Origin of the sequence: Mesorhizobium sp. M0522 (assembly GCF_040321085.1) — a bacterium.
Classification (GTDB): Bacteria; Pseudomonadota; Alphaproteobacteria; order Rhizobiales; family Rhizobiaceae; genus Mesorhizobium.
The window spans coordinates 14727-33895 of record NZ_JAMYQW010000032.1 but is presented as its reverse complement, the minus strand read 5'-3'; the positions used below and the strand labels follow the sequence as shown (position 1 = coordinate 33895).

General features: G+C 62.6%; 18 protein-coding genes. 10 read left to right on the top strand and 8 right to left on the bottom strand.

Annotation, left to right across the window (positions count from 1 at the left end; all coding sequences use genetic code 11):
* Positions 1-19: 19 nt before the first annotated feature.
* On the bottom strand, positions 20-841 hold the full coding sequence (gene fabI, locus NKI58_RS26855) for an enoyl-ACP reductase FabI (RefSeq protein WP_352449903.1): 822 nt from the start codon (positions 839-841) through the stop codon (positions 20-22).
* 567 nt (positions 842-1408) lie between these two features.
* On the opposite strand from fabI, the gene NKI58_RS26850 reads away from it, so the two are divergent.
* From NKI58_RS26850 to NKI58_RS26835, 4 genes are all read left to right on the top strand, one after another.
* Positions 1409-2989 carry a hypothetical protein gene (locus NKI58_RS26850; RefSeq protein WP_352578623.1) on the top strand — a complete coding sequence of 527 codons (1581 nt, stop codon included), beginning with the start codon at positions 1409-1411 and terminating at the stop codon, positions 2987-2989.
* An 87-nt stretch (positions 2990-3076) separates the two neighbouring features.
* Positions 3077-4096, top strand: a complete 1020-nt coding sequence (locus tag NKI58_RS26845) for a phosphatase PAP2 family protein (RefSeq protein ID WP_352827319.1) — start codon at positions 3077-3079, stop codon at positions 4094-4096.
* Positions 4097-4105: 9 nt separating this feature from the next.
* Positions 4106-5653 carry a S8 family serine peptidase gene (locus NKI58_RS26840; RefSeq protein ID WP_352853958.1) on the top strand — a complete coding sequence of 516 codons (1548 nt, stop codon included), beginning with the start codon at positions 4106-4108 and terminating at the stop codon, positions 5651-5653.
* 167 nt (positions 5654-5820) lie between these two features.
* Positions 5821-6522: an adenylate/guanylate cyclase domain-containing protein gene (locus NKI58_RS26835; RefSeq protein WP_352449907.1), complete on the top strand. Its 702-nt coding sequence runs from the start codon at positions 5821-5823 to the stop codon at positions 6520-6522.
* Positions 6523-6661: 139 nt separating this feature from the next.
* On the opposite strand, the gene NKI58_RS26830 is transcribed toward NKI58_RS26835, so the two are convergent.
* Positions 6662-7591, bottom strand: a complete 930-nt coding sequence (locus NKI58_RS26830; protein WP_352578626.1) for a DnaJ C-terminal domain-containing protein — start codon at positions 7589-7591, stop codon at positions 6662-6664.
* 100 nt (positions 7592-7691) lie between these two features.
* Positions 7692-8153 (bottom strand): RT0821/Lpp0805 family surface protein, encoded by a 462-nt coding sequence (locus NKI58_RS26825; RefSeq protein WP_352788317.1) that lies wholly within the window; start codon positions 8151-8153, stop codon positions 7692-7694.
* Positions 8154-8192: 39 nt separating this feature from the next.
* On the opposite strand from NKI58_RS26825, the gene pdxH reads away from it, so the two are divergent.
* Together pdxH and NKI58_RS26815 are read left to right on the top strand one after the other, a co-directional pair.
* Entirely contained in the window at positions 8193-8810 is a 618-nt protein-coding gene (pdxH, locus tag NKI58_RS26820) for a pyridoxamine 5'-phosphate oxidase (protein ID WP_023674101.1), read from the top strand.
* 258 nt (positions 8811-9068) lie between these two features.
* On the top strand, positions 9069-9344 hold the full coding sequence (locus NKI58_RS26815; RefSeq protein WP_023674100.1) for a hypothetical protein: 276 nt from the start codon (positions 9069-9071) through the stop codon (positions 9342-9344).
* 72 nt (positions 9345-9416) lie between these two features.
* Here the strand turns inward: NKI58_RS26815 and NKI58_RS26810 are convergent, their stop codons facing one another.
* Both NKI58_RS26810 and NKI58_RS26805 read right to left on the bottom strand, forming a co-directional pair.
* Entirely contained in the window at positions 9417-10169 is a 753-nt protein-coding gene (locus tag NKI58_RS26810; protein ID WP_352724076.1) for a crotonase/enoyl-CoA hydratase family protein, read from the bottom strand.
* Between the two features lie 53 nt (positions 10170-10222).
* Positions 10223-11986: an acyl-CoA dehydrogenase family protein gene (locus NKI58_RS26805; RefSeq protein WP_352788320.1), complete on the bottom strand. Its 1764-nt coding sequence runs from the start codon at positions 11984-11986 to the stop codon at positions 10223-10225.
* 211 nt (positions 11987-12197) lie between these two features.
* On the opposite strand from NKI58_RS26805, the gene NKI58_RS26800 reads away from it, so the two are divergent.
* The 3 genes from NKI58_RS26800 to NKI58_RS26790 all read left to right on the top strand — a co-directional run bounded on the left by NKI58_RS26800 (position 12198) and on the right by NKI58_RS26790 (position 14281).
* Positions 12198-12485 carry a type II toxin-antitoxin system TacA family antitoxin gene (locus NKI58_RS26800; protein WP_352593287.1) on the top strand — a complete coding sequence of 96 codons (288 nt, stop codon included), beginning with the start codon at positions 12198-12200 and terminating at the stop codon, positions 12483-12485.
* The gene (locus NKI58_RS26795; protein ID WP_352788323.1) at positions 12482-12985 is read left to right on the top strand and encodes a GNAT family N-acetyltransferase; all 504 of its coding nucleotides are present in this window, start codon (positions 12482-12484) and stop codon (positions 12983-12985) included. The genes NKI58_RS26800 and NKI58_RS26795 overlap by 4 nt, the downstream gene beginning before the upstream one ends.
* 195 nt (positions 12986-13180) lie before the next feature.
* The gene (locus tag NKI58_RS26790) at positions 13181-14281 is read left to right on the top strand and encodes a glycoside hydrolase family 25 protein (RefSeq protein WP_352853964.1); all 1101 of its coding nucleotides are present in this window, start codon (positions 13181-13183) and stop codon (positions 14279-14281) included.
* A gap of 21 nt (positions 14282-14302) precedes the next feature.
* Here the strand turns inward: NKI58_RS26790 and purD are convergent, their stop codons facing one another.
* Positions 14303-15580 (bottom strand): phosphoribosylamine--glycine ligase, encoded by a 1278-nt coding sequence (purD, locus tag NKI58_RS26785; RefSeq protein WP_352853956.1) that lies wholly within the window; start codon positions 15578-15580, stop codon positions 14303-14305.
* Between the two features lie 155 nt (positions 15581-15735).
* On the opposite strand from purD, the gene ubiA reads away from it, so the two are divergent.
* Complete coding sequence (ubiA, locus tag NKI58_RS26780) at positions 15736-16719, top strand: 4-hydroxybenzoate octaprenyltransferase (protein ID WP_352593279.1); 984 nt, start codon at positions 15736-15738, stop codon at positions 16717-16719.
* A 258-nt stretch (positions 16720-16977) separates the two neighbouring features.
* Here the strand turns inward: ubiA and NKI58_RS26775 are convergent, their stop codons facing one another.
* Entirely contained in the window at positions 16978-17544 is a 567-nt protein-coding gene (locus NKI58_RS26775; protein ID WP_352593276.1) for a DUF6101 family protein, read from the bottom strand.
* 186 nt (positions 17545-17730) lie between these two features.
* Positions 17731-19161 carry an FAD-binding oxidoreductase gene (locus NKI58_RS26770; RefSeq protein WP_352593273.1) on the bottom strand — a complete coding sequence of 477 codons (1431 nt, stop codon included), beginning with the start codon at positions 19159-19161 and terminating at the stop codon, positions 17731-17733.
* Positions 19162-19169 lie beyond the last annotated feature (8 nt).

Sequence of the window (19169 nt, the reverse complement as noted above, 5' to 3'; positions counted from 1 at the left end):
AAGAGGTCAGGCGGTGGCGTCAGTCCTTGACCGTCGAAATATCCGGCGCGTCGACCGCCTTCATGCCGACGACATGATAGCCGGAATCGACATGATGGATCTCGCCGGTGACGCCGCGCGAAAGGTCGGATAGGAAATAGACGCCGGAATCGCCAACCTCCTCCTGCGTGACCGTCTGCTTCAACGGCGAATTGTATTCGTTCCATTTCAGGATATAGCGGAAATCGCCGATGCCAGATGCGGCAAGCGTCTTGATCGGGCCGGCGGAGATCGCGTTGACACGGATCTTCTTGGCGCCGAGATCGACGGCCAGATAGCGCACGCTGGCTTCGAGTGCCGCCTTGGCGACACCCATGACGTTGTAGTGCGGCATCACCTTTTCCGCGCCGTAATAGGTCAGCGTCAGCAGCGAGCCGCCGTCGGTCATCAGCGCCTCGGCACGTTTGGCGATGGTCGTGAAGGAATAGACCGAAATATCCATTGTGCGCAGGAAATTGTCGCGCGTCGTCTCGACATAGCGGCCGGTCAGTTCGTCCTTGTCGGAAAAGGCGATTGCGTGGACGAGGAAATCGAGCTTGCCACCCCAGTGCTTGCTGACATTTTCGAACACCGCATCGAGGCTGGCCGGGTCGGTCACATCACAATGGCCGGCGACATGCGCGCCCAGTTCCGCCGCGAGCGGCTCGACGCGTTTCTTGAACGCCTCGCCCTGATAGGTCAGCGCGATCTCGGCGCCATGGTCGACACAGGCCTTGGCGATGCCGTAAGCGATCGAGCGATTGTTGGCGATGCCAAGGATAAGGCCGCGCTTGCCGGCCATAAGGCCCCGTCCACCCGCCATCTCAGCGCTCTCCGCAAGGTTCTCTACTTTGTGGAGTGCCTATCGCACAGCCACAGTGCCCCTTCAAGCGTTCAAAGCGGACAGTTCGGGGGACAAAGCCGCTGGTCTACAGAGCCGCGCGTCGTTTGGACGCGCAAAGGACGCTGTAGCGCCTTGACCTTGCAGTCGTGAGCCAGTGGAAAAATCCGACGCTAGTATCGGTGTCACGGCGGAAGATGACCCTTTGGCGGAAGTTTCGTTGGCCAGCGGCCGAAGTCACGCTCATGACCCAACTCCGACAATGGAACCGCTTACATCGAACGACCGCTTGATGTCGCTACCGAGTCCTTCCGTCACAGCAGAAATCCCGTCTCGAATCCTTTGCCACGTGTAGGTTTGACCTCCGGAAGCCGAGAATTACAGATAGACTTATATTAGTGAATGATATATTAGATACGGGGACGCGAGGGGCCGCTAGTGTACTCGGATGGCCGTCCTTTCCTTAGATTGATTGGGCCATTCGCGATTGAGAGCGCGGATGGCGCGGACGTCACGCCGCATGGCAGACGGTCTAAAGCGCTCTTGGCCATGCTCGCCCTGGCACCCAAAGGTACGCGGAGCCGAAAATGGCTGCAAAGCAAGCTCTGGAGCACTCGCGGCGAGGAGCAGGGTGCAGCAAGCTTGCGGCAGGAACTGTCCGAGGTTCGGAAGTCGCTCCGCAGCGCCGGCCTTGATCTAATCTCGACCGATCGTGATGTGGTTCGACTCGACGTCGCTTCGATCGGCATCGATTTGAACGATCCGCCCGAAGGCTCTGCCACGCGTGATCTGCTTGAGGGCCTCGATATTCGCGATCCAGAGTTCGAGGATTGGCTTCGTGAGCAAAGAAGCCAATGGCCCCGGCCTCGCACAGTGCCAGCAAACGTCTCTCCTGTTGCCGCGGCAGATCAGTTGTCCGGACAGCGAAGCGCCTCACTTCTGAATTCGTCGCGGCTATGCTTGGGCCTGGTTCGCGATGCCAGGTGGACGGAGGGCTCCGCTAACAGGGCCGTCAGCGACCTTGTCCTGGATCTGGTGGTTCGATCGATCCTGAATTTCGAAGTGGTCGACGTCGTGGATTTTCAAGCGCAGGGACCGCTGACCCAAGCGCCTGACACAGCGCTACCAGACTGGCTGTTGCAAACCAGGGCAACGGTGGTGGGTGACAGAGTGGGCCTGACATTTGCATTAATTGCGCCCGGTGACAGCCGGCTCTTGTGGTCGCATACGGATTTTCTCGAGCCGGCCGACCTGACTGGCCCGGCGAGCCTGAAGCTGATGTCGTTGGTCAATCAGATCGTGTTTTCGATCCTCGAATTCGTTCTCGATCCTAAGTCCATCCGCGACGAGCCCCGACACCGGGCGTCTCGGCTTGCATTGACAGCGCTGCGACAGGTATTCCGCATGCGCGATACGGACCTGGATTCGGCGGAGCGCATGCTCGCCGAAGCATATGAGCTCGACCCGCGTAGCACGTATCTGGGGTGGCAGCTGTTTGTGTTTGTCACCCGCTTAGGCGAGAGACGGGTCGGCCGCTCGGGCACCTTTCACGATCAGGTTCGGGAATGCGCCAGTCGCGCCGTCGAAGTGGCCCCCTTCAATCCTATCACCCTGGCGTTGGCCGCTCATGCCCATTCGTTCGTCTTTCGTGAATACGCACAGGCACTGGAACTCGCCGATCGAGCGATAGCCGCTAACCCGCTACAAGCCATTTGCTGGGACATGCGTGCCTTGACGCTCGGCTATCTCGGCGAAGTGAAGCGTGGCTATGAGGATGCGATGCGCGCACGTGCACTGGGCGGGCCTCCCCTGTATCGTTACTGCATCGATACCACGTGCTGCATCTTGGCAACTCTGAACGGGCGCTTCGAGGAGGGGATACGTCACGGCGAGCGTGTCCTTGCGCAGCAACCCACATACCTACCCGCTTTGAGATACTCGGCTGCCTGCCACGGGCATTTGGGGCAGACTGTGGAGGCAGTTCGAACTATCGAACGCTTGCGCGCCTGGGAGCCGGATTTCTCGCTCGAGCTGCTTTCGGAGGAGAATTATCCAATTGCAGGCGTACTCGGAGTTTCGGTTATCAAGAGCGGGTTGTCGCGAATAACGCTGCCAAGGTACGCACCCTAGCGCTGCGCACCGCAGGCGTTACGTCGAGGCTCCGACCACCAGTTGGCGCGGATCAAATTTAGAAGCTTTAGTTGAGGGGTGGACATGATGTCGACAATTGATCTTAATAACAAGTTGTTTAACGCCCGCTTCTTAGTAAGTGGATCGGCCATAAGGCAATATCCGCTGATATTGGGTGACGCAAAACCTGAAAAATCTCTTGAGGAATACATCAAAAATAGAGGCGGCGAAAAACTGCATCCTTTCGTGTCTATGATGACCAAGAGCAGCGTTCTGTCGATTCAAGAAGAGCAGATCGTGATAACGATTTCTGATGACCCTGTGGAGGGTGCCATGCGCCTTTCGCCAGCCTTCTTGGCGGGGCCGAGCGCAGGTCGAGGTCGAGGCAGGGGCAGAGGACGCGGACGAGGACGGGGACGCGGCAGAGGGCAAACGGCTTTCGAAACTGGCGAGGAGGCTTTGCCGGCGTGGCACGACAAGCGTGCCTTGCACGGGATCGGACTAAGCGTCGCCAACAAATATCTCGGCGCGATCTGGGAGGACATTCTTATCGATCCCCCGCCCGGACCTTCAGAGAGCCTCAGGGAGACAGAAGCGCTTATCGATCTGCAGAAGAGGAGGGAAGGTGACCCGCTGCGGCGCGAGGAGATCGTCCGCCAGGCATCGTTCGGGATTTTGGACTACACGGCACCGCTCGGAATAGACACTCTCGCGGGCTTCGAGGGGACATGCGCATTGATTGTTGCGATCCTCGAACTCACGGAGGAGATCGGGCTCAACTACAAAGATCGATTCAATCGGCCACGGCCCAACATCATTGAGCCGAGGCTGCGGCCGGCGCTTCCGGTTCCTTCGCACGCTTCCTACCCGTCCAACCATTCATTTCAGTCATTTGCAGTGGCGAACGTTCTGCAACGGATGCTGCCCGAGCACGCCGGCGTAACCGCGCTTTATGAGCGCGCCCGCCGGGTGGCCGAGAACAGGGAATGGGCCGGGCTGCACTACGCCAGCGACACCGATGCCGGCGAGGAACTGGCTGCGCGCATTTCTCCGTACTTGGTGGACGCGATGGATGAAACGATCCGACGCGCCCAGAGCGAATGGTAGGTGGGTGCCATGATGGACGACATCAAGAAGGGCGAAGGCCATCTTTGTTATGATTGGTATCACTACCTGTGGCACCTGATCGCAATCGGCGCCTTACGCGATCGTCCGCGCATCCCTGAAGCGCGGTTGCCGCACGAGGCCGCATACCTGCTGGAGGCCGACGCCTGGGATTTGTTGGGTACTGACAAGCCCGGTTACGGCGAGGTCATTGCCCAGATCGATACGGGGGTGAACTCAAGCCATCCCAATCTCGAGCCTCGTATCCTTTCTGCGGTCAGCTTCGCCGCTCACCCTTTCGGGTTGAGTTACGTCACACCCAAGCAGCAACCGCTCGTCTTGCGAGGGCCGGAAAGAAAGCAGAGCAAGAGCTTTGTGGGCGACGATACCTGGGCGTGGGCGGCAGGCCTGATCAAATCGAGGAACAATGCGCAGGAAGTCGAGGTTCAGAAATCGCTGCTTCGAGCACTGAAAGATGGGCGCGGCGTAATTCAGGAGACTGCTGAGACCTCGCGTATGCGCTACTCAGCGCACGGGACCGCCTGCGCTGGGCTGATGGTCGGCGCCCCTGCGGCCCCGCCCGCGAAGTTGAGGCAATTTAGCAACGGTGAAGGCGCAATACCTTATTGGGGGGTCGCCCCAGGCGCTGAACTCCTGCCGATCGAGATTTCAGCACGGCCCGACGCAGCGCAGCTCATTCTGGCGTTCCTCTATGCCCGCGACCAGAAGGTTTCAGTCATACACTTTCCCCGGGAAGTACCCGATCCATGGCGAGCGCACCGTTCCTATCCTGGATATGGCGACAGCAGATATACTTCGGTCGAACAGGCAAAGCCAATTTGGGATTATTTCGAGACGCTTTTCGAGGCGATCAGCGAGGAAATCCCCATCATCTGCGCAGCCGGCAACGATGGCTACGACCATCTGATTTACCCGGCGAGCAAGGCCGGCGAAAGCAATGGCGTGGTTGCGGTGGCGGCCGCCACTTATCTGGCGAGACGTTCAGCATATTCCAACTACAGCGGCGATCCGACCGACAATTCCGTCACCATTTCCGCGCCGTCCGACGACCAGGAGGTGTGTACGCGCTGCCAAATACGACTGGACCGTGAGTCGCTGCGTTCACGTGACCACAATTTCGAGATCTACGAGAAGCTCCCCCAGGTTGAATACGCGCCGCAGGGCGTGCTCACCACCGACATCCCGGGCCACCACGGCTATTCCGGCGGACAGCTGGAAGGGATCCAGCCGCCGCGCGTCGAAAGCAGAGACCGCGCCGGGCTCTACACAGTATTTGGCGGAACATCTGCAGCCTCGGCCATCGTCGCGGGAGCAGCCGCTTTGTTGCAGTCGAAACATCGCTCCACCGGTAGGCCGCTCAGCGGCATAGAGGTTAAGGCGAAGATGACCCAGTCAGGCGCAAAGGAGGTTTCATGGCCTTGGCTTGAAAAAGCTGACGTTCCGATTCTACCGGACAGCCCTAATTGCGAGAGAAGGGTGCCTTCGTTCGATCAGCAGTTTGGAGCGGGGCTGCTTGACCTCCGTAAGTTGCTGAGCTGAGGGTCCCGCCGAATTTTGACTAAAAGGTCGGCTGCAAGCCGCCAAAGCCGGGCCCGAATGGATTTCTGACGTAATTCTGACGTGCCCGCCACGGCGGGCTTACGATCCGCCTACGCCGTCCAGTCATATTCGAGCGACATTTGAAACCGCTCGGGGGCCGGACTCCAATGCATCCGATCACTGCCTATACGAATCCACAGACTGACCGCGTGCTCCCGTCATTCGGCATGGGTGAAACGAAATTCCAGCGTGCCATCGCCACGATCATGTTTACCGACGTGGAGGACTCGACCGGCTTGGCGAGCGCGCTTGGCCTGGTCGAAACCACGCGGTTCATGATCGAGCACTTCACGTTGACCCGCCAGGTCGTGGTGGCCAATGGGGGGATCGTTCAAAACTTTACAGGCGACGGCGTGCTAGCTCTCTGGCTGGGGAGCCAAATGACGCCCAGCGAAACGGCGCTAAAGGCGCTGGCCGCCGTCGCGGAACTGGTACCGGAAATCTCGCTCGGCAACGCTTGGAAGCGTTCAATGGGCTCCCTCTCGCGCCGCATCAGGATCGGCTTACACTCCGGCGAGGTGATGTTCGTCAACGATCGCCAGTGGGATTTCTCTTTTCTGGTCGGCTCGGAGGTAAATTTCGCCCGCCACGTCGAGCAGGCTGGCAAGAGGGAGAATGGTGCAGGCGTCGATGCGCTGGTGATGGTCAGCGGTGCGACCCTCCACCTTGCTGGCCTGGCGACTGCATCGATCGACCCCTACAAGCTTGTGCGGCTAACCCCCGCCGAACTGGCTCATCGCCAGTCGGTCGACTGGCGTCGACCGTGTTCGCGAAGCGGAACTATGGCGCGTGCAAATGTCGGCCTTTGAGGCGTTAGCTGACGTTGAACCTACTTCGGCCAAATGGCGGCTCCTGGCGCTGGTTGCTCGCTTGCTGTCGCTAATCGACGGCATGAAACCACTCGCGCCCGCTTTTCACACACGGCATTAAGCGCTGGCCTTTCGACCGTCAGGCCTTTCGACGGCGCATCAGCGCCTCGAGCTCGGCGTCGCCGCCTTCCGGCAGCATCAGCCGCACGTGTGCGTAGAGGTCGCCGTGACCGCCGGCCTTTTCCGGCAGACCCCTGCCCTTCAGCCGCAGAACCTTGTCCGAGCTCGACCAAGGGGGGACATTGACCGCAATCCTGCCGGTCGGAGTTTCGACCGCCACCTTGGCGCCATGCACCGCATCGGCCAGTTCCACCGGCAGGTCGACATGCAGGTCGCGGCCCTCGACGCGGTAGCGCGGGTGCCGGCGGAAACGGATTTTAACCAGCGCATCGCCCGGCTGCCCCGGTCCTTGCTCACCCTGGCCTTTCAACCGGATGGTCTGACCGTCCTCGACATAGGCCGGCAACTTGACCGCCATCTTGCGGCCGTCGGGGAACATCGCCGTCACCTTCTCGGCGGTGGCGGCTTCCTCGATGGTGACGTCCAGCGTCACGTTGAGATCTGCGGCCGTCGGCGCCTGACGGCGGCCGCCGGTGCCGGCGCCGCGCTGCTGGGTGAAAGCATCGCCGAAGATCTGGCTGAAGATGTCGCTGTTGCCGTCGAACGGATCGCCGCCGGGACGGCCCGTGCGGAATTCGAAATGCGCGCCGCCCGGCCCTTGCTGCCGGCGGAAACCGGCGAAAGGATCGGCGCCGCCAGCCGCGCCTTCGAAACCCTGGAAACGCTGTTTGCCATCGGCGTCGATCTCGCCGCGATCGAATGCCGCCCGGTTCTTCTCGTCGCCGACGATCTCGTAAGCCTGGTTGGCGGCGGCAAAACGGTCCTTCGCCTTGGGATCATCCGGATTCTGGTCCGGATGATACTTCTTGGCGAGCTTCCGGTATGCGGATTTTATGTCCTTGGCCGATGCGTTCTTGGCAACGCCCAGCACCTCATAGGGGTCGCGCATGCTTACTGCCCTGGAGAAGGAGTGAGTCCATAATCGCCTCCTATATGCGCTCGCATAGGAAGGAATTCCAGTGGCTTACCACCATGTCGCCGGCGGAAAATCAGAGCGTCTTGAAGTCCTGCATGCGCCAGATGCTGCCGCCGGCCAGGCATATTTCGCCTTTGAACAGCGCGACGCCGTCGAAGCTTTCGCGCGACGCGGTGAAGCGGCGACATGTCTCGCCGTTAGCCCTGAACTCTGCGAGCTCGGTGATGGAGCCGCGCGAGCCGGTGTCGGCATTCGCCCAGGGAACGGCCTGCCCAGCCAGTTGCTCCACGTCGGCGGAGGACACGGCGTTGCGGATCGTGGCCTGATCGGAGGCGCGGTCCTGATCGAGCGGCGTGACTGAGGCCGGCGTGCTCGATGTCAGCACCGAACGGTCGACCTCCGCCTGCTCCAGGCTGAAGCCGCCGCCGCCACACGCGGCAAGCGGCAGGATGATTATCACGATCATGGCTTTGGCGCTGGCCGAAGCGATAACGCTCCATTGCCCACTGTCAAAAGCTTGCGCGATACGCGACAATCGGCAATCTCCCCAGCCGGCGACAAATTTGGGAAAACTATGAGCGAAACCGGGTTAACAAGCGGTGACTTTACCGAGGCGGCAGAGCCGTTCCGGCTCTTTGCGGCGTGGCTCGACGACGCGACGAAGAGCGAGATCAACGACCCCAACAGCGTGGCGCTGGCGACCGTTGATGCCGAAGGCATGCCGAATGTGCGTATGGTGCTGCTTAAGGGGTTCGATGAGGGCGGCTTTGTCTTCTACACGAACTTCGAGAGTGCCAAGGGCCGTGAGATTCTTGGCAGCATGAAAGCGGCGATGTGCTTCCACTGGAAATCGCTGCGCCGGCAGGTGCGAGCGCGCGGCCCGGTGGAGATCGTCACCGACGCCGAAGCCGACGCCTATTACGTGACGCGTCCGCGCGGCAGCCGCATCGGCGCCTGGGCCTCCAAACAGTCGCGGCCGCTGGAGAGCCGCTTCGCGCTGGAAAAGGCGGTCGCCGAATACACGGCGCGCCATGCGATCGGCGACATCCCGCGGCCAAAACACTGGTCAGGCTTCCGCATCGTGCCGCAGACCATCGAGTTCTGGCACGACCGTCCGTTCCGGCTGCACGACCGTGTCGTGTTTTCGCGCAACGCCGAGGGCGGTTGGGACAAGGTGAGGCTTTATCCGTAGGGCACGACGGTGGAGCGCCGATCTCCCCCACAAGGGGGGAGATCGGCAGCTTCCGCACCGGCGCCCATTTTTTTCAGCCCTTCTTCCTGGTCATGAAGGCGGCCAAGGCCGGGCCGCTTCTGCCGGATTGCCAATTCCCACGATCACGATCTCGTGTGCGTGAAACGTTCCAGCTTGCCGGAACGAACCAGGAAAGGGCTCAACGCGCCGCTGGCGCAAATTCAGGAGGAAGCAATGCATTCACTCAGGTTGGTCACGATGGCCGGTCTTGCCTGCCTTTTCGCTTCGCAGGCCTTTGCGGAGGACGCGATGGGGACAATGACGGTGATGAAGGGTGGGGAGGTCATGGCGATCATGCCCGATGGGCATATGGGCACCATGATGCCCGACGCGAAGATGAGCGCCGAAATGATGAAAATGGCGAAACCGATCAAGCATTGCATGATGTTGATGACCGACGCCAAAGGCAAGACATTCATGATCGACACGTCTTCGGCAAAGGCCCAGGCCGAATGTAAAAAAATGGCGATGTGACTAAGAGATCATGGCAAGAAAACCCGCCGGTTGCTGCCGGCGGGTCCACGATGCGAGACAAGGCCAGAAGGTCTAGGCCTTCTTCCTGGTCATGAAGGCCGTCAAGGCTGCGCGGGCCTCGTCGGATTTGAGCCGCTCGCGGAAATGCTGGCTTTCCTGGCCGATGCGCTCGACAAGGGCTTCGCGCGAGCCGCGCATCAGGTCGCGCGCGATCTTCAGCGCTTGCGGCGGCTTGGCGGCGATCTGGCCCGCCGCCGCCAATACCGATGCTTCGAGTTCCCTCTCCTCGACCACCTCGTAGATCAGCCCGGCGGCCTTCGCCCTCTCGGCCGAAAAGCCCTCGCCGAGGCCAAGCAGCGCGAAGGCGCCTTGGCGGCCGAGGATCTGCGGCGCGAGCAGGCTCGAACCGGCCTCCGGCACAAGGCCGAGATCGACGAAGGGCGTCCGGAATATTGTGCGCGGCGTGGCGAAGGTCAGGTCGCAATGCAGGTTGAGCGTGGTGCCGATACCGACCGCAATGCCGTCGACGCCGGAAACCATCGGCTTTTCCACCTTGGCCAGCGCCATCAGGAAATCCCAGACCTCGGTACCGCCTTCGCCGCCCGAGGCGAAGACCATGAAATCGGCAAGGTCGTTACCGGACGAGAAGGCACCGGGCATGCCGAGAAAGACATGGACGCGGATCGCCGGATCCGCGTCGCCGCCGGCAAGAGCCGCCGACATCGTCGCGTACATGGCGCGGGTCAGGGCGTTCTTCTTGTCCGGACGGTTGATGCGGATGATCTGGATGGCGCCCTGGCGTTCGACGAGGATGTGGTCTGTCACGGATTGGTCCTTTGTGAATTTCGGGCCTTTGTGAATATCGGCGCGTGCGAACGTCAGGCTGAAATCAGCGCCTTGCCGGCAACGGCAAGGCTGTCGGCGCCGCCGATGACGCGCTCCTTGAGCGCGCCCACTTCGCCAAGCAGGTTCTCGGCGAAGAACCGGCAAAGCGCGATGCGGCTTTGGTCGGCAAGCGCGCCGCGCGCCAGATAGGCGCCGCCCGCGGCAAGCGAGATCAGCCTGAGATAAGGTGTGGCGCCGGCCAGCGCCTCGTCCGAACGGCCTTCGGCCTGCAGGTCTTGCAGGAAACGGGTTGCCTGGGAGAGCTCGTCGAGCGCCTGGTCGAGGCGATCGGCGGTGCGGCCGAAGCCTTCAAGGTTCGACGCTCGCGCCGCATCGGCGACGGCCTTGAGTTCGGCGATGTAGCCATGCACATGCCGACCGCCGCCGAGCGGCAGCTTGCGCGTCACCAGATCGATCGCCTGGATGCCATTGGTGCCTTCGTAAATGGGCGCGATGCGCGCGTCGCGATAAAGTGCTGCGGCGCCTGTCTCCTCGATGAACCCCATGCCGCCATGCACCTGCAGCCCAAGCGAGGCGACCTCGACGCCGACATCGGTCGAAAAGGCCTTGGCCAGCGGCGTCAACAGATTGGCGCGCTCCTGCCAGTGCTTTGCATCTTCGCTCTGTGACGCGAGATCGATGGCGTGGGCGCAGGAATAGCAGATGGCACGGGCAATCTGGGTCAGCGCCTTCATCGTCAGAAGACTGCGCTGGATGTCGGGGTGATGCACGATCGGCGCCATGCCGGCACCGCGATAGCTCGCCGCTTTGCCTTGCCGGCGGTCGTTGGCATAGGCGAGCGCCTTCTGCGTCGCGGCCTCGGCGACCGCGACGCCCTGCATGCCGACGGCAAGGCGCGCATTGTTCATCATGGTGAACATGCAGGCGAGGCCCTTGTTCTCCTCGCCGACCAGCCAGCCGATCGCGCCGGGCCTGCTGCCTTCGAAGCCATCGCCATAAATCATCGTGCAGGTCGGCGAAGCGTGGATGCCCAGTTTGTGCTCCAGCCCGGAGCAGAAGACGTCGTTGCGCCTGCCCAGCGCGCCATCGTCTCCGACGAGGAATTTCGGCACCAGGAACAAAGACAGGCCGCGCGTACCGGCCGGCGCGTCCGGCAGCCGCGCCAGCACCAGATGGATGATGTTGTCCGTGAAATCGTGCTCGCCATAGGTGATGAATATCTTTTGCCCGAAGATGCGGTAGGTGCCGTCGCCGGCCGGTTCGGCGCGGGTTCGCAAGGCATTCAGGTCCGATCCTGCCTGCGGCTCGGTCAGGTTCATGGTGCCCATCCATTCGCCGGAGACCAGTTTTTCCAGATATTTGGCCTTGAGCGCCTGCGAGCCATGCTTGTCGAGTGCTTCGACCGCGGCCATGGTCAGCGTCGGGGCGATGCCGAACGCCATCGAGGCGGAGTTCCACATTTCGAGCGCGGCGACGCCGAGCATGGCCGGCAGCGCCTGGCCGCCATACGCTTCCGGCGCGGAAAGCGCATTCCAGCCGCCGCCGATCCAGCGGGGATAAAGTTCCTTCCAGCCGGGCGGGGTAGTGACGGCAGCGCCGTTGAGCACCGCGCCGTGCTGGTCGCCGACCGTGTAGAGCGGCGCCACCTCCTCGCTGGCGAAGCGGCCGGCCTCGGCCAGAATGGCGTCGACAAGGTCCTCGCCGAGTTCGCCAAAGGTGCCGGCATCGAGCGCCGGCTTCAAGCCGGCGACATGTTTCAGGGTGAAGGCGATTTCCTCGACCGGTGCCCGATACATGGCGCTCGCTCCTCCTTAGTCCGGCCCTCTCCAGTCTGGCCCTCCCCAGTCTGGCAGGTCTACTTAAGACCTGTGCCGATGCAAAATCATCTGCTTTCGGAGTTCCCTGTCCATCTTCTTTTTACGTAAACGTCAAACTTTGTCACGCGGATTTTGCAATTGCTGGCTCGTATGCAAAATTACTTAGAGCCGCGCATCAGGGATGACGATAATGCCAAACCAACAGACCCGCACCGCCCGTCTCGAAGCCCGTATTTCGCCGGATATGCTGGACGTGGTGAAACGTGCCGCCGAAATCCAGGGCCGCAGCGTCAGCGACTTCGTGGTCGCCGCCGCTCAAGAGGCGGCGCAGCGTACTATCGAGAACACCACTATCATGCGTATTTCCGTCGAGGATCAGCGCGCCATGATGGAGGCGATTCTCAATCCGCCCGAGCCCAATGAAGCACTGCGCAAAACCGCCGACGCCCACAAACGGCTTGTCGTCGAATCCCGGTGAATTTCACCATCATCATCGAACCGCTCGGCGGATCGCATGATCGCAAGGCGTTCAGCTGCGGGGTGTCGGCGCTCGACCGCTATATACGGGAGCAAGCCAGCCAGGATGTCGAACGCCGAGTCGGCAACTGCTTCGTTGCCGTGGATCGCGATGTCGGCGCGATCGCCGGATATTACACTTTGGCGGCGTCGAGCATACCGATCGCGTCCTTGCCTGACGAACAGACAAAACATCTGCCACGCTACCCGGTTCTGCCCGCGATATTGGTCGGCAGGCTGGCCGTCGATGCCCGATACCAGCGGCGGCGGGTCGGGTCGGCGCTGATCGTGGATGCGCTACGACGTAGCGTTAGCGCTGCCCCAGCAGCCTTCCCGTTGATTGTCGATGCCAAGGGTGACCAGGCGGTCGCGTATTATCGCAGGCATGGCTTCACCTCGTTTCAGAGCCGCCCGCTATCACTGTTCCTGCCCATAGCAACAGCGTTGAAGCTATTTGGCTGACAATCGCAACCATCGCCTTGCTCTTGAGGAGCACCAAGGATCGCTTCGCCAGCGCTCCAACTCGCCCACTCGGCACCCGAAGCATTTCCTTAACCATGGCGGTTCAGGATTTGGCTTTGGCCAGCAAGGATGTGCTGTTTGAAAACGCCGGCGCGCCCCCTTGTCCGCTCAGCGCTTCTCCTCGTCGCGGCCGCGATGACCCTGGCGCTGACGCCGGCAAAGGCCTCGGATTTCTCCGAACCTTGGAAGGATGCCGACCGGGCGCTGGTCGTCGACGCCTACGAATACAATTCCATCGACTGGACCCGGCTAGCCGCCGACAAGCGTCTTGTCGGCTTCATCAACAAGGCATCCGACGGAATGCCGCCACCATATTTCTGTTTCGGCGACGAGACCGAGACGCGGCTGTGCAAGACGCTTTGGAAGCGCCATGCCATGGCACAGGAACTGTTCCAGACGCGCAAGGTGGTGGCCAAGGCGCTGGGCCTGAAATGGGGTGCCTATCATCTCGCCCGCCCCGGCAACCCCGTGGGACAGGCCAATAATTTCATCAATTTCGTGAAACCCGGGCCGGATGACCTGCTTGCCCTCGACATCGAGGACGATGACCCCACCCAATGGATGTCGCTCGAGGATGTCGAGGAATTCGTGCGCCATGTGCATCGTCGGGTTGGCCGCTTTCCAGTGCTCTACACCAACGGCACGACAGCCAGGCATATCGCCGACAACAAGTATAAATACCCGCTCCTGTCCCGGCTGCCGCTGTGGTATGCGCGCTACAAGCCAGACATCGGCGTGCATTTTCCGATGGGCAACTGGCAGGGTTATGCGCTCTGGCAGTTTTCGGCGCGAGCAAACTGCGGCCGGTTCCGCTGCCCTTACAGGGTCGCGGGCACACCCAACGATATCGACGTCAGCGTCGCGCCGATGAACGCCACGGAATTGCGCGCGCAGTGGCCGTTCGGCGGCCTGATCGACGTGCAGCCGGATTATCTCACCTCGATACCGGTGCCGCTCTCACGCGAGGCGGGGCTCGCCGGCGGCACCATCACTTACGCCAGCGTGACGCCAGCAAGCTTCGAGGAGATGGTCGCGGTATTCAGGGCGCGCCTGGCCAGGTTCAGCAGCGGCTTTCAAATGCCTGCGGCGAAGGCGGCGCCGGGCCTTCCGCGCGGGATTGCCGAATATGTCGCCTGGACGCGAAACGAAAAGCGTGCGGCATCGGTGCCAGGATTTGTCTCCACCGCCGACGCGGTCAGCAGCGTCTCGACTGAATTCGACCACGGCTTGCGCTGAGGCCGAAGGCCGCCCGAAGCATCAGTTCGCCTGCTCGCGCGCCACCGCCAGCCAGCCAATGTCGCGGCGGCAAAAGCCTTGCGGCCAGTCGATCCGGTCGAGCGCGGCGTAGGCCTTCTTCTGCGCCTCGCCGACGGTGCTGCCGGTCGCCGTGATGTTGAGCACGCGGCCGCCATTGGCGACGAGTGCGCCGCCGTTGATGGCGGTGCCGGCGTGAAAGATCTCGACGCCGTCGCCTGCCGCCGCCTCGACGCCGCGGATGACCGAGCCCTTTTCAGGCGTGCCGGGATAGCCCCTGGCTGCCATCACCACGGTGAGCGCCGCCTCATCGCGCCAGCGCACCGAAGTATGCGCCAGCTGGCCGTCGGCGGCGGCGTTGAGCAGGACGAGCAGATCGTCCTTCAGCCGCATCATCAGCACCTGGCATTCCGGGTCGCCGAAACGGGTATTGTATTCGATCAGCTTCGGCCCGCTGTCAGTGATCATCAGCCCGGCGAACAGCACGCCGGAAAACGGCGCGCCTGTTTCAGCCATGCCGCGCATGGTCGGCTCGACGATCTCGCGCATCGTTCGGTCGATCATTTCCGGCGTCATCACCGGCGCCGGCGAATAGGCGCCCATGCCGCCGGTGTTGGGGCCGGTGTCGCCGTCACTGAGGCGCTTGTGGTCCTGCGCGGTACCGAAGGGCAGCGCCGTGGTGCCGTCGCACAGGCAGAAGAAGCTTGCTTCTTCACCGACGAGAAACTCCTCGACCACCACTTCCGCCCCGGCCTGGCCGAAGGAGCCGTCGAAACAGGCCTCGAGCGCGGCCAGCGCCTCGTCAAGCGTCATGGCGACGGTGACGCCCTTGCCGGCAGCGAGGCCGTCGGCCTTGATGACGATCGGCGCACCCGTCTTCTCGACATAGGTCCTGGCCGAAGCCAGATCGTCGAAGCGGCCATAGGCGGCGGTCGGGATGCCATATCTGGCGCAGAGGTCCTTGGTGAAACCTTTCGAGCCTTCCAGCCGTGCCGCTGCCTTTGACGGTCCGAAGACGCGGATGCCCTCGGCGCGCAGGTCGTCGGCAATGCCGGCGACCAGCGGCCCTTCCGGCCCGACCACGACGAGGCCTATTTGATTCTCGCGGCAGAACCGGGCCACCGCCGTGTGATCGGCAGTATCGAGCCTCACCAGTTCGGCTTCGTGGCCGATGCCCGGATTGCCGGGCGCCGCGTAGAGTTTGGTCAGCAGCGGCGACGCCGCGATCTTCCAGGCCAGCGCATGCTCTCGTCCGCCAGAGCCGATCAGCAAAACACGCATGCCCAGATTCCTCGTCATTCCAAGACCAGGACTGCGCTATTGCGCCGCGCGCGACGGGTCAAGACATTTGGCTGCCGAAGCGCCGATTGCGCGTGGCGAGCGTGCGGGGCTGCTTGACGCTTGACGGCATTCGCCTCTGCTGCCACTCCAGCAAAATGGAAACCCTCCAGTCGAAAGCGGCCCAGGGCCGCGTCGCCGATGCGCCGAGCGGCCACTGGGTCTATCGCGTGCTGCCGCGGCGGTTGTGGCCCTATGCGCAGCTTGCCCGGTGGGACCGGCCGATCGGCTGGCAATTGCTGCTGTGGCCATGCTGGTGGTCGGCTGCGCTTGCCGCGAGCGCCTATCCGCGTCCGACGGACCCGCTTCTCTCTCTGCTGCCGTCGCCTTGGTATCTGCTGCTGTTTTTTCTTGGCGCGTTCGCCATGCGCGGCGCCGGCTGCACCTACAATGATTTGGTCGACGAGGACATCGACAACCAGGTGGAACGCACGCGCTCGCGGCCGCTGCCGGCCGGCAAGGTCACGCGCCGGCAGGCTTGGATGTTTGTTGTCGTGCAGGCACTGGTCGGCCTTGCCGTGCTTTTGCAGTTCAACAGCTTCGCCGTCTTGCTCGGCATCGGTTCGCTGGTCATCGTCGCCGTCTACCCGTTCATGAAGCGGTACACCAATTGGCCGCAACTCGTTCTAGGCCTTGCCTTTTCCTGGGGAGCGCTGATGGGATGGGCGGTCGAGTTCGGCGATCTCGATGGGCCGGCAATCATGCTTTATATCGGCTCGATCCTGTGGGTGATCGGCTACGACACGATCTATGCGCATCAGGACAAGGAAGACGACGCCATCGTCGGCGTGCGCTCGACGGCGCGCCTGTTCGGCGACAACACCAAGGCCTGGCTGGCCGGGCTTTATGGCGGAGCGCTGGTTTGCTTCGCCATTGCCTTCGCCTCGGCGCAGGCACCGGTGCCTGCACTGGCCGGGCTGATCGCCGCCGGCGCGCATATGGCGCGGCAGATCGCCGTGCTCGACATCGACGACCCGGACCAGTGCCTGAGGCTGTTCAGATCGAACAACCAGGTCGGCTGGCTGATCTTCCTCGGCCTGATCGGCGGCGCGGGCTGGGTGGCGCTGAAGCCGCTGGTTTAAGAGCCAGCGGTATCGATTCGGCAGCTGCGGAATCGACCTTTCTCCAACTGCTTATGCCGCCCCTCATCGCCCTGCCGGGCACTTCTCCCCGTATAGTGACGGGGAGAAGCACGCCTTCGCAACGGATTTCGCCAATCTCAAGCGTTTGCAGAAAGAGTGCCGAAATTGCGGCCAGTGTCCCTTCTCACCGTCACTATACGGGGAGAAGGTGGCGGCAGCCGGATGAGGGGCAGCGCCAACTTGCAAGCTGATTTCAATCTACTCCCGCGAAATAAGCTCCTCGCCGCCGATGACCAGCCTGAGGCCGAGGTCGCCGGCGCGGCGGCGGGCGAGAAAGCGCGGGCGGCGCATGGTCGAGACGCGACCCTTGCGGCGGTCCTGCGCCGGCAGCGCCTTGATGGCGGCGCCGAGCGATTCCTCCAGCGTGCGGGCAATGCCGTCGGCCTCGATCAGCAGCATCGGCAGGCGGTAGGCGTCGGCCCAGGCGCGCCAGTCGGCGGCGACGTCGTCGAGATCGTCGGCGACCAGCAGCGGCACCGACAGCGTCGGGTCATTGTGCAGAAGCTCAAGCGTCACTGTGACATTGCCATCCGGATCCTCCATGGCGCGGGCGGCGACGCCGCGAAACGCGTTGGCGGGCAGAGCGATGATCGCCGGCACGCCGCTCATCTCCAGCGTGCGGCGGATAACCGCGCCGCGCTGGTCGATGGTGAAGGTGACGTCGCCATAGTCGTCGCGCGTGGCGTAGCTCACCACTTGCGGCAGGCGGAATGGGTCGAGGCGCATATTGCGCCCGGCCCAGACTGGCTTCAGTCCAGTGTTCATATCGTGCCTTTCCTGTTTCTCCTGAGAGCCGGTGTTTCCGGTTCTCCGGGCCGGTTTTCCCAGCCTCGTTTGTGGAGAAACATTAGCGCGGGCTTCTTATCCTCGCGCTTAAGAAAGTCGGTTAAATTTTGCTGATCCGGGGCGGATGGTTATCGGAATGCCAACCGGCGCAGGCCGGCGAAAGGATCAGATAACCTTACCCGGATTCATGATGCCGGCCGGATCGAAGGCGGCCTTCACCCTGCGCATCAGCTCGATCGCCATCGGCGGCGCCGTCGCGATCAATTCGTCCCGCTTCAACTGGCCGATGCCGTGCTCGGCCGAGATCGAGCCATGAAACGCGCGCACGACGTCGTGCACGGCCTTGTTCATGACGTGGTAAAGGCCGAGAAACGCCTCGTCATCGCCGTCGGCCGGCCGGGAGATGTTATAGTGCAGGTTCCCGTCGCCCATGTGGCCGAAGCAGACGACGCGCGCGCCGGGACTGACCGATTGCACGGCGACGGCGGCCTTTTCAATGAAGGGCGGGATTGACGCCACCGGCACCGAGACGTCGTGCTTGATCGAGGCACCTTCCGGTTTCTGCGCCTCGGGCAGCACCTCGCGGAAATTCCAGAACGCATCGCCCTGGGCCATGCTTGCCGCGATCACCGCATCGCCGACGATGCCTTGCTCGAGGCCTGCCTCCAGCACCTCCTCGATCAGCGCCCTTGCGTCGTCGGCCGAACGGCCCGACGAGATCTGCATCAGCACATACCACGGCCAATCGCCGGCAAGCGGCCGCACCACGCCTTGTGCGTGGGCAAGCGTGAAGTCGTAGGGCCTCTGGCCGATCAGCTCGAAGGCGGTGAGCGCTGCCCCTGCACGGTCCATCGCCAGGCTGAACAGCGACAATGCCGCCTCCGGCGATGACAGGCCGGCAAACGCCACCTCGCGCCCCTTGGGCTTGGGGAACAGCTTGAGCACGGCGGCGGTAATGATGCCGAGCGTACCCTCGGCGCCGACGAACAGGTTCTTCAGATCGTAACCGGTATTGTCCTTTTTCAGCTTGCGCAGATCGTCGAACACTTCGCCGGTCGGCAGCACCACTTCGACGCCGAGGCAGAGCTCGCGCGCATTGCCGTAGGCAAGCACGCCGGTGCCGCCGGCGTTGGACGAGAGATTGCCGCCGACCTGGCAGGAGCCTTGCGCGGCAAGCGACAGCGGAAACAGCCGGTCGGCGGCATCGGCCGCTTCCTGCAGCGTCTGCAGGATGACGCCGGTTTCGACCGTCACCGTGTTGGACAGCGTATCGATCTCGCGGATGCGGTTCAGCCGCGACAGCGACAGCACGATCTCGCGGCCGGATGCGTCCGGCACCTGCGCGCCGACCAGCCCGGTGTTGCCGCTTTGCGGCACAATGGGCGTGCCAGTTTCGGTCGCCAGCCGCATGATGCTGCTGACCTCCTCGACGCTCCCCGGCCTCAGCACCAAAGCCGTCCTGCCGTGCCAAAGTCCGCGCCGCTCGGTGAGGTAAGGCGCGATGTCCTGCTGGTCGCGCAGCGCATATTTGTCGCCGACGATTGCCGCAAAGCGCGCGACGACGGCGGGGTCGAGATCGGGGGAAATGTCGTTCATGGGTGGAA

What these genes read in the sequence shown, in the direction of transcription:
- NKI58_RS26840 (WP_352853958.1), top strand. Translation starts at nt 4,106, where the DNA reads ATGATGGACGACATCAAGAAGGGCGAAGGCCATCTTTGTTATGATTGG.
- NKI58_RS26815 (WP_023674100.1), top strand. Translation starts at nt 9,069, where the DNA reads ATGGCCGGTCTTGCCTGCCTTTTCGCTTCGCAGGCCTTTGCGGAGGAC.
- NKI58_RS26850 (WP_352578623.1), top strand. Translation starts at nt 1,409, where the DNA reads ATGCTCGCCCTGGCACCCAAAGGTACGCGGAGCCGAAAATGGCTGCAA.
- NKI58_RS26845 (WP_352827319.1), top strand. Translation starts at nt 3,077, where the DNA reads ATGTCGACAATTGATCTTAATAACAAGTTGTTTAACGCCCGCTTCTTA.
- NKI58_RS26805 (WP_352788320.1), bottom strand. Translation starts at nt 11,986, where the DNA reads ATGTATCGGGCACCGGTCGAGGAAATCGCCTTCACCCTGAAACATGTC.
- NKI58_RS26770 (WP_352593273.1), bottom strand. Translation starts at nt 19,161, where the DNA reads ATGAACGACATTTCCCCCGATCTCGACCCCGCCGTCGTCGCGCGCTTT.
- NKI58_RS26775 (WP_352593276.1), bottom strand. Translation starts at nt 17,544, where the DNA reads ATGAACACTGGACTGAAGCCAGTCTGGGCCGGGCGCAATATGCGCCTC.
- NKI58_RS26800 (WP_352593287.1), top strand. Translation starts at nt 12,198, where the DNA reads ATGCCAAACCAACAGACCCGCACCGCCCGTCTCGAAGCCCGTATTTCG.
- NKI58_RS26830 (WP_352578626.1), bottom strand. Translation starts at nt 7,591, where the DNA reads ATGCGCGACCCCTATGAGGTGCTGGGCGTTGCCAAGAACGCATCGGCC.
- NKI58_RS26790 (WP_352853964.1), top strand. Translation starts at nt 13,181, where the DNA reads ATGACCCTGGCGCTGACGCCGGCAAAGGCCTCGGATTTCTCCGAACCT.
- pdxH (WP_023674101.1), top strand. Translation starts at nt 8,193, where the DNA reads ATGAGCGAAACCGGGTTAACAAGCGGTGACTTTACCGAGGCGGCAGAG.
- NKI58_RS26835 (WP_352449907.1), top strand. Translation starts at nt 5,821, where the DNA reads ATGCATCCGATCACTGCCTATACGAATCCACAGACTGACCGCGTGCTC.
- ubiA (WP_352593279.1), top strand. Translation starts at nt 15,736, where the DNA reads ATGGAAACCCTCCAGTCGAAAGCGGCCCAGGGCCGCGTCGCCGATGCG.
- purD (WP_352853956.1), bottom strand. Translation starts at nt 15,580, where the DNA reads ATGCGTGTTTTGCTGATCGGCTCTGGCGGACGAGAGCATGCGCTGGCC.
- fabI (WP_352449903.1), bottom strand. Translation starts at nt 841, where the DNA reads ATGGCGGGTGGACGGGGCCTTATGGCCGGCAAGCGCGGCCTTATCCTT.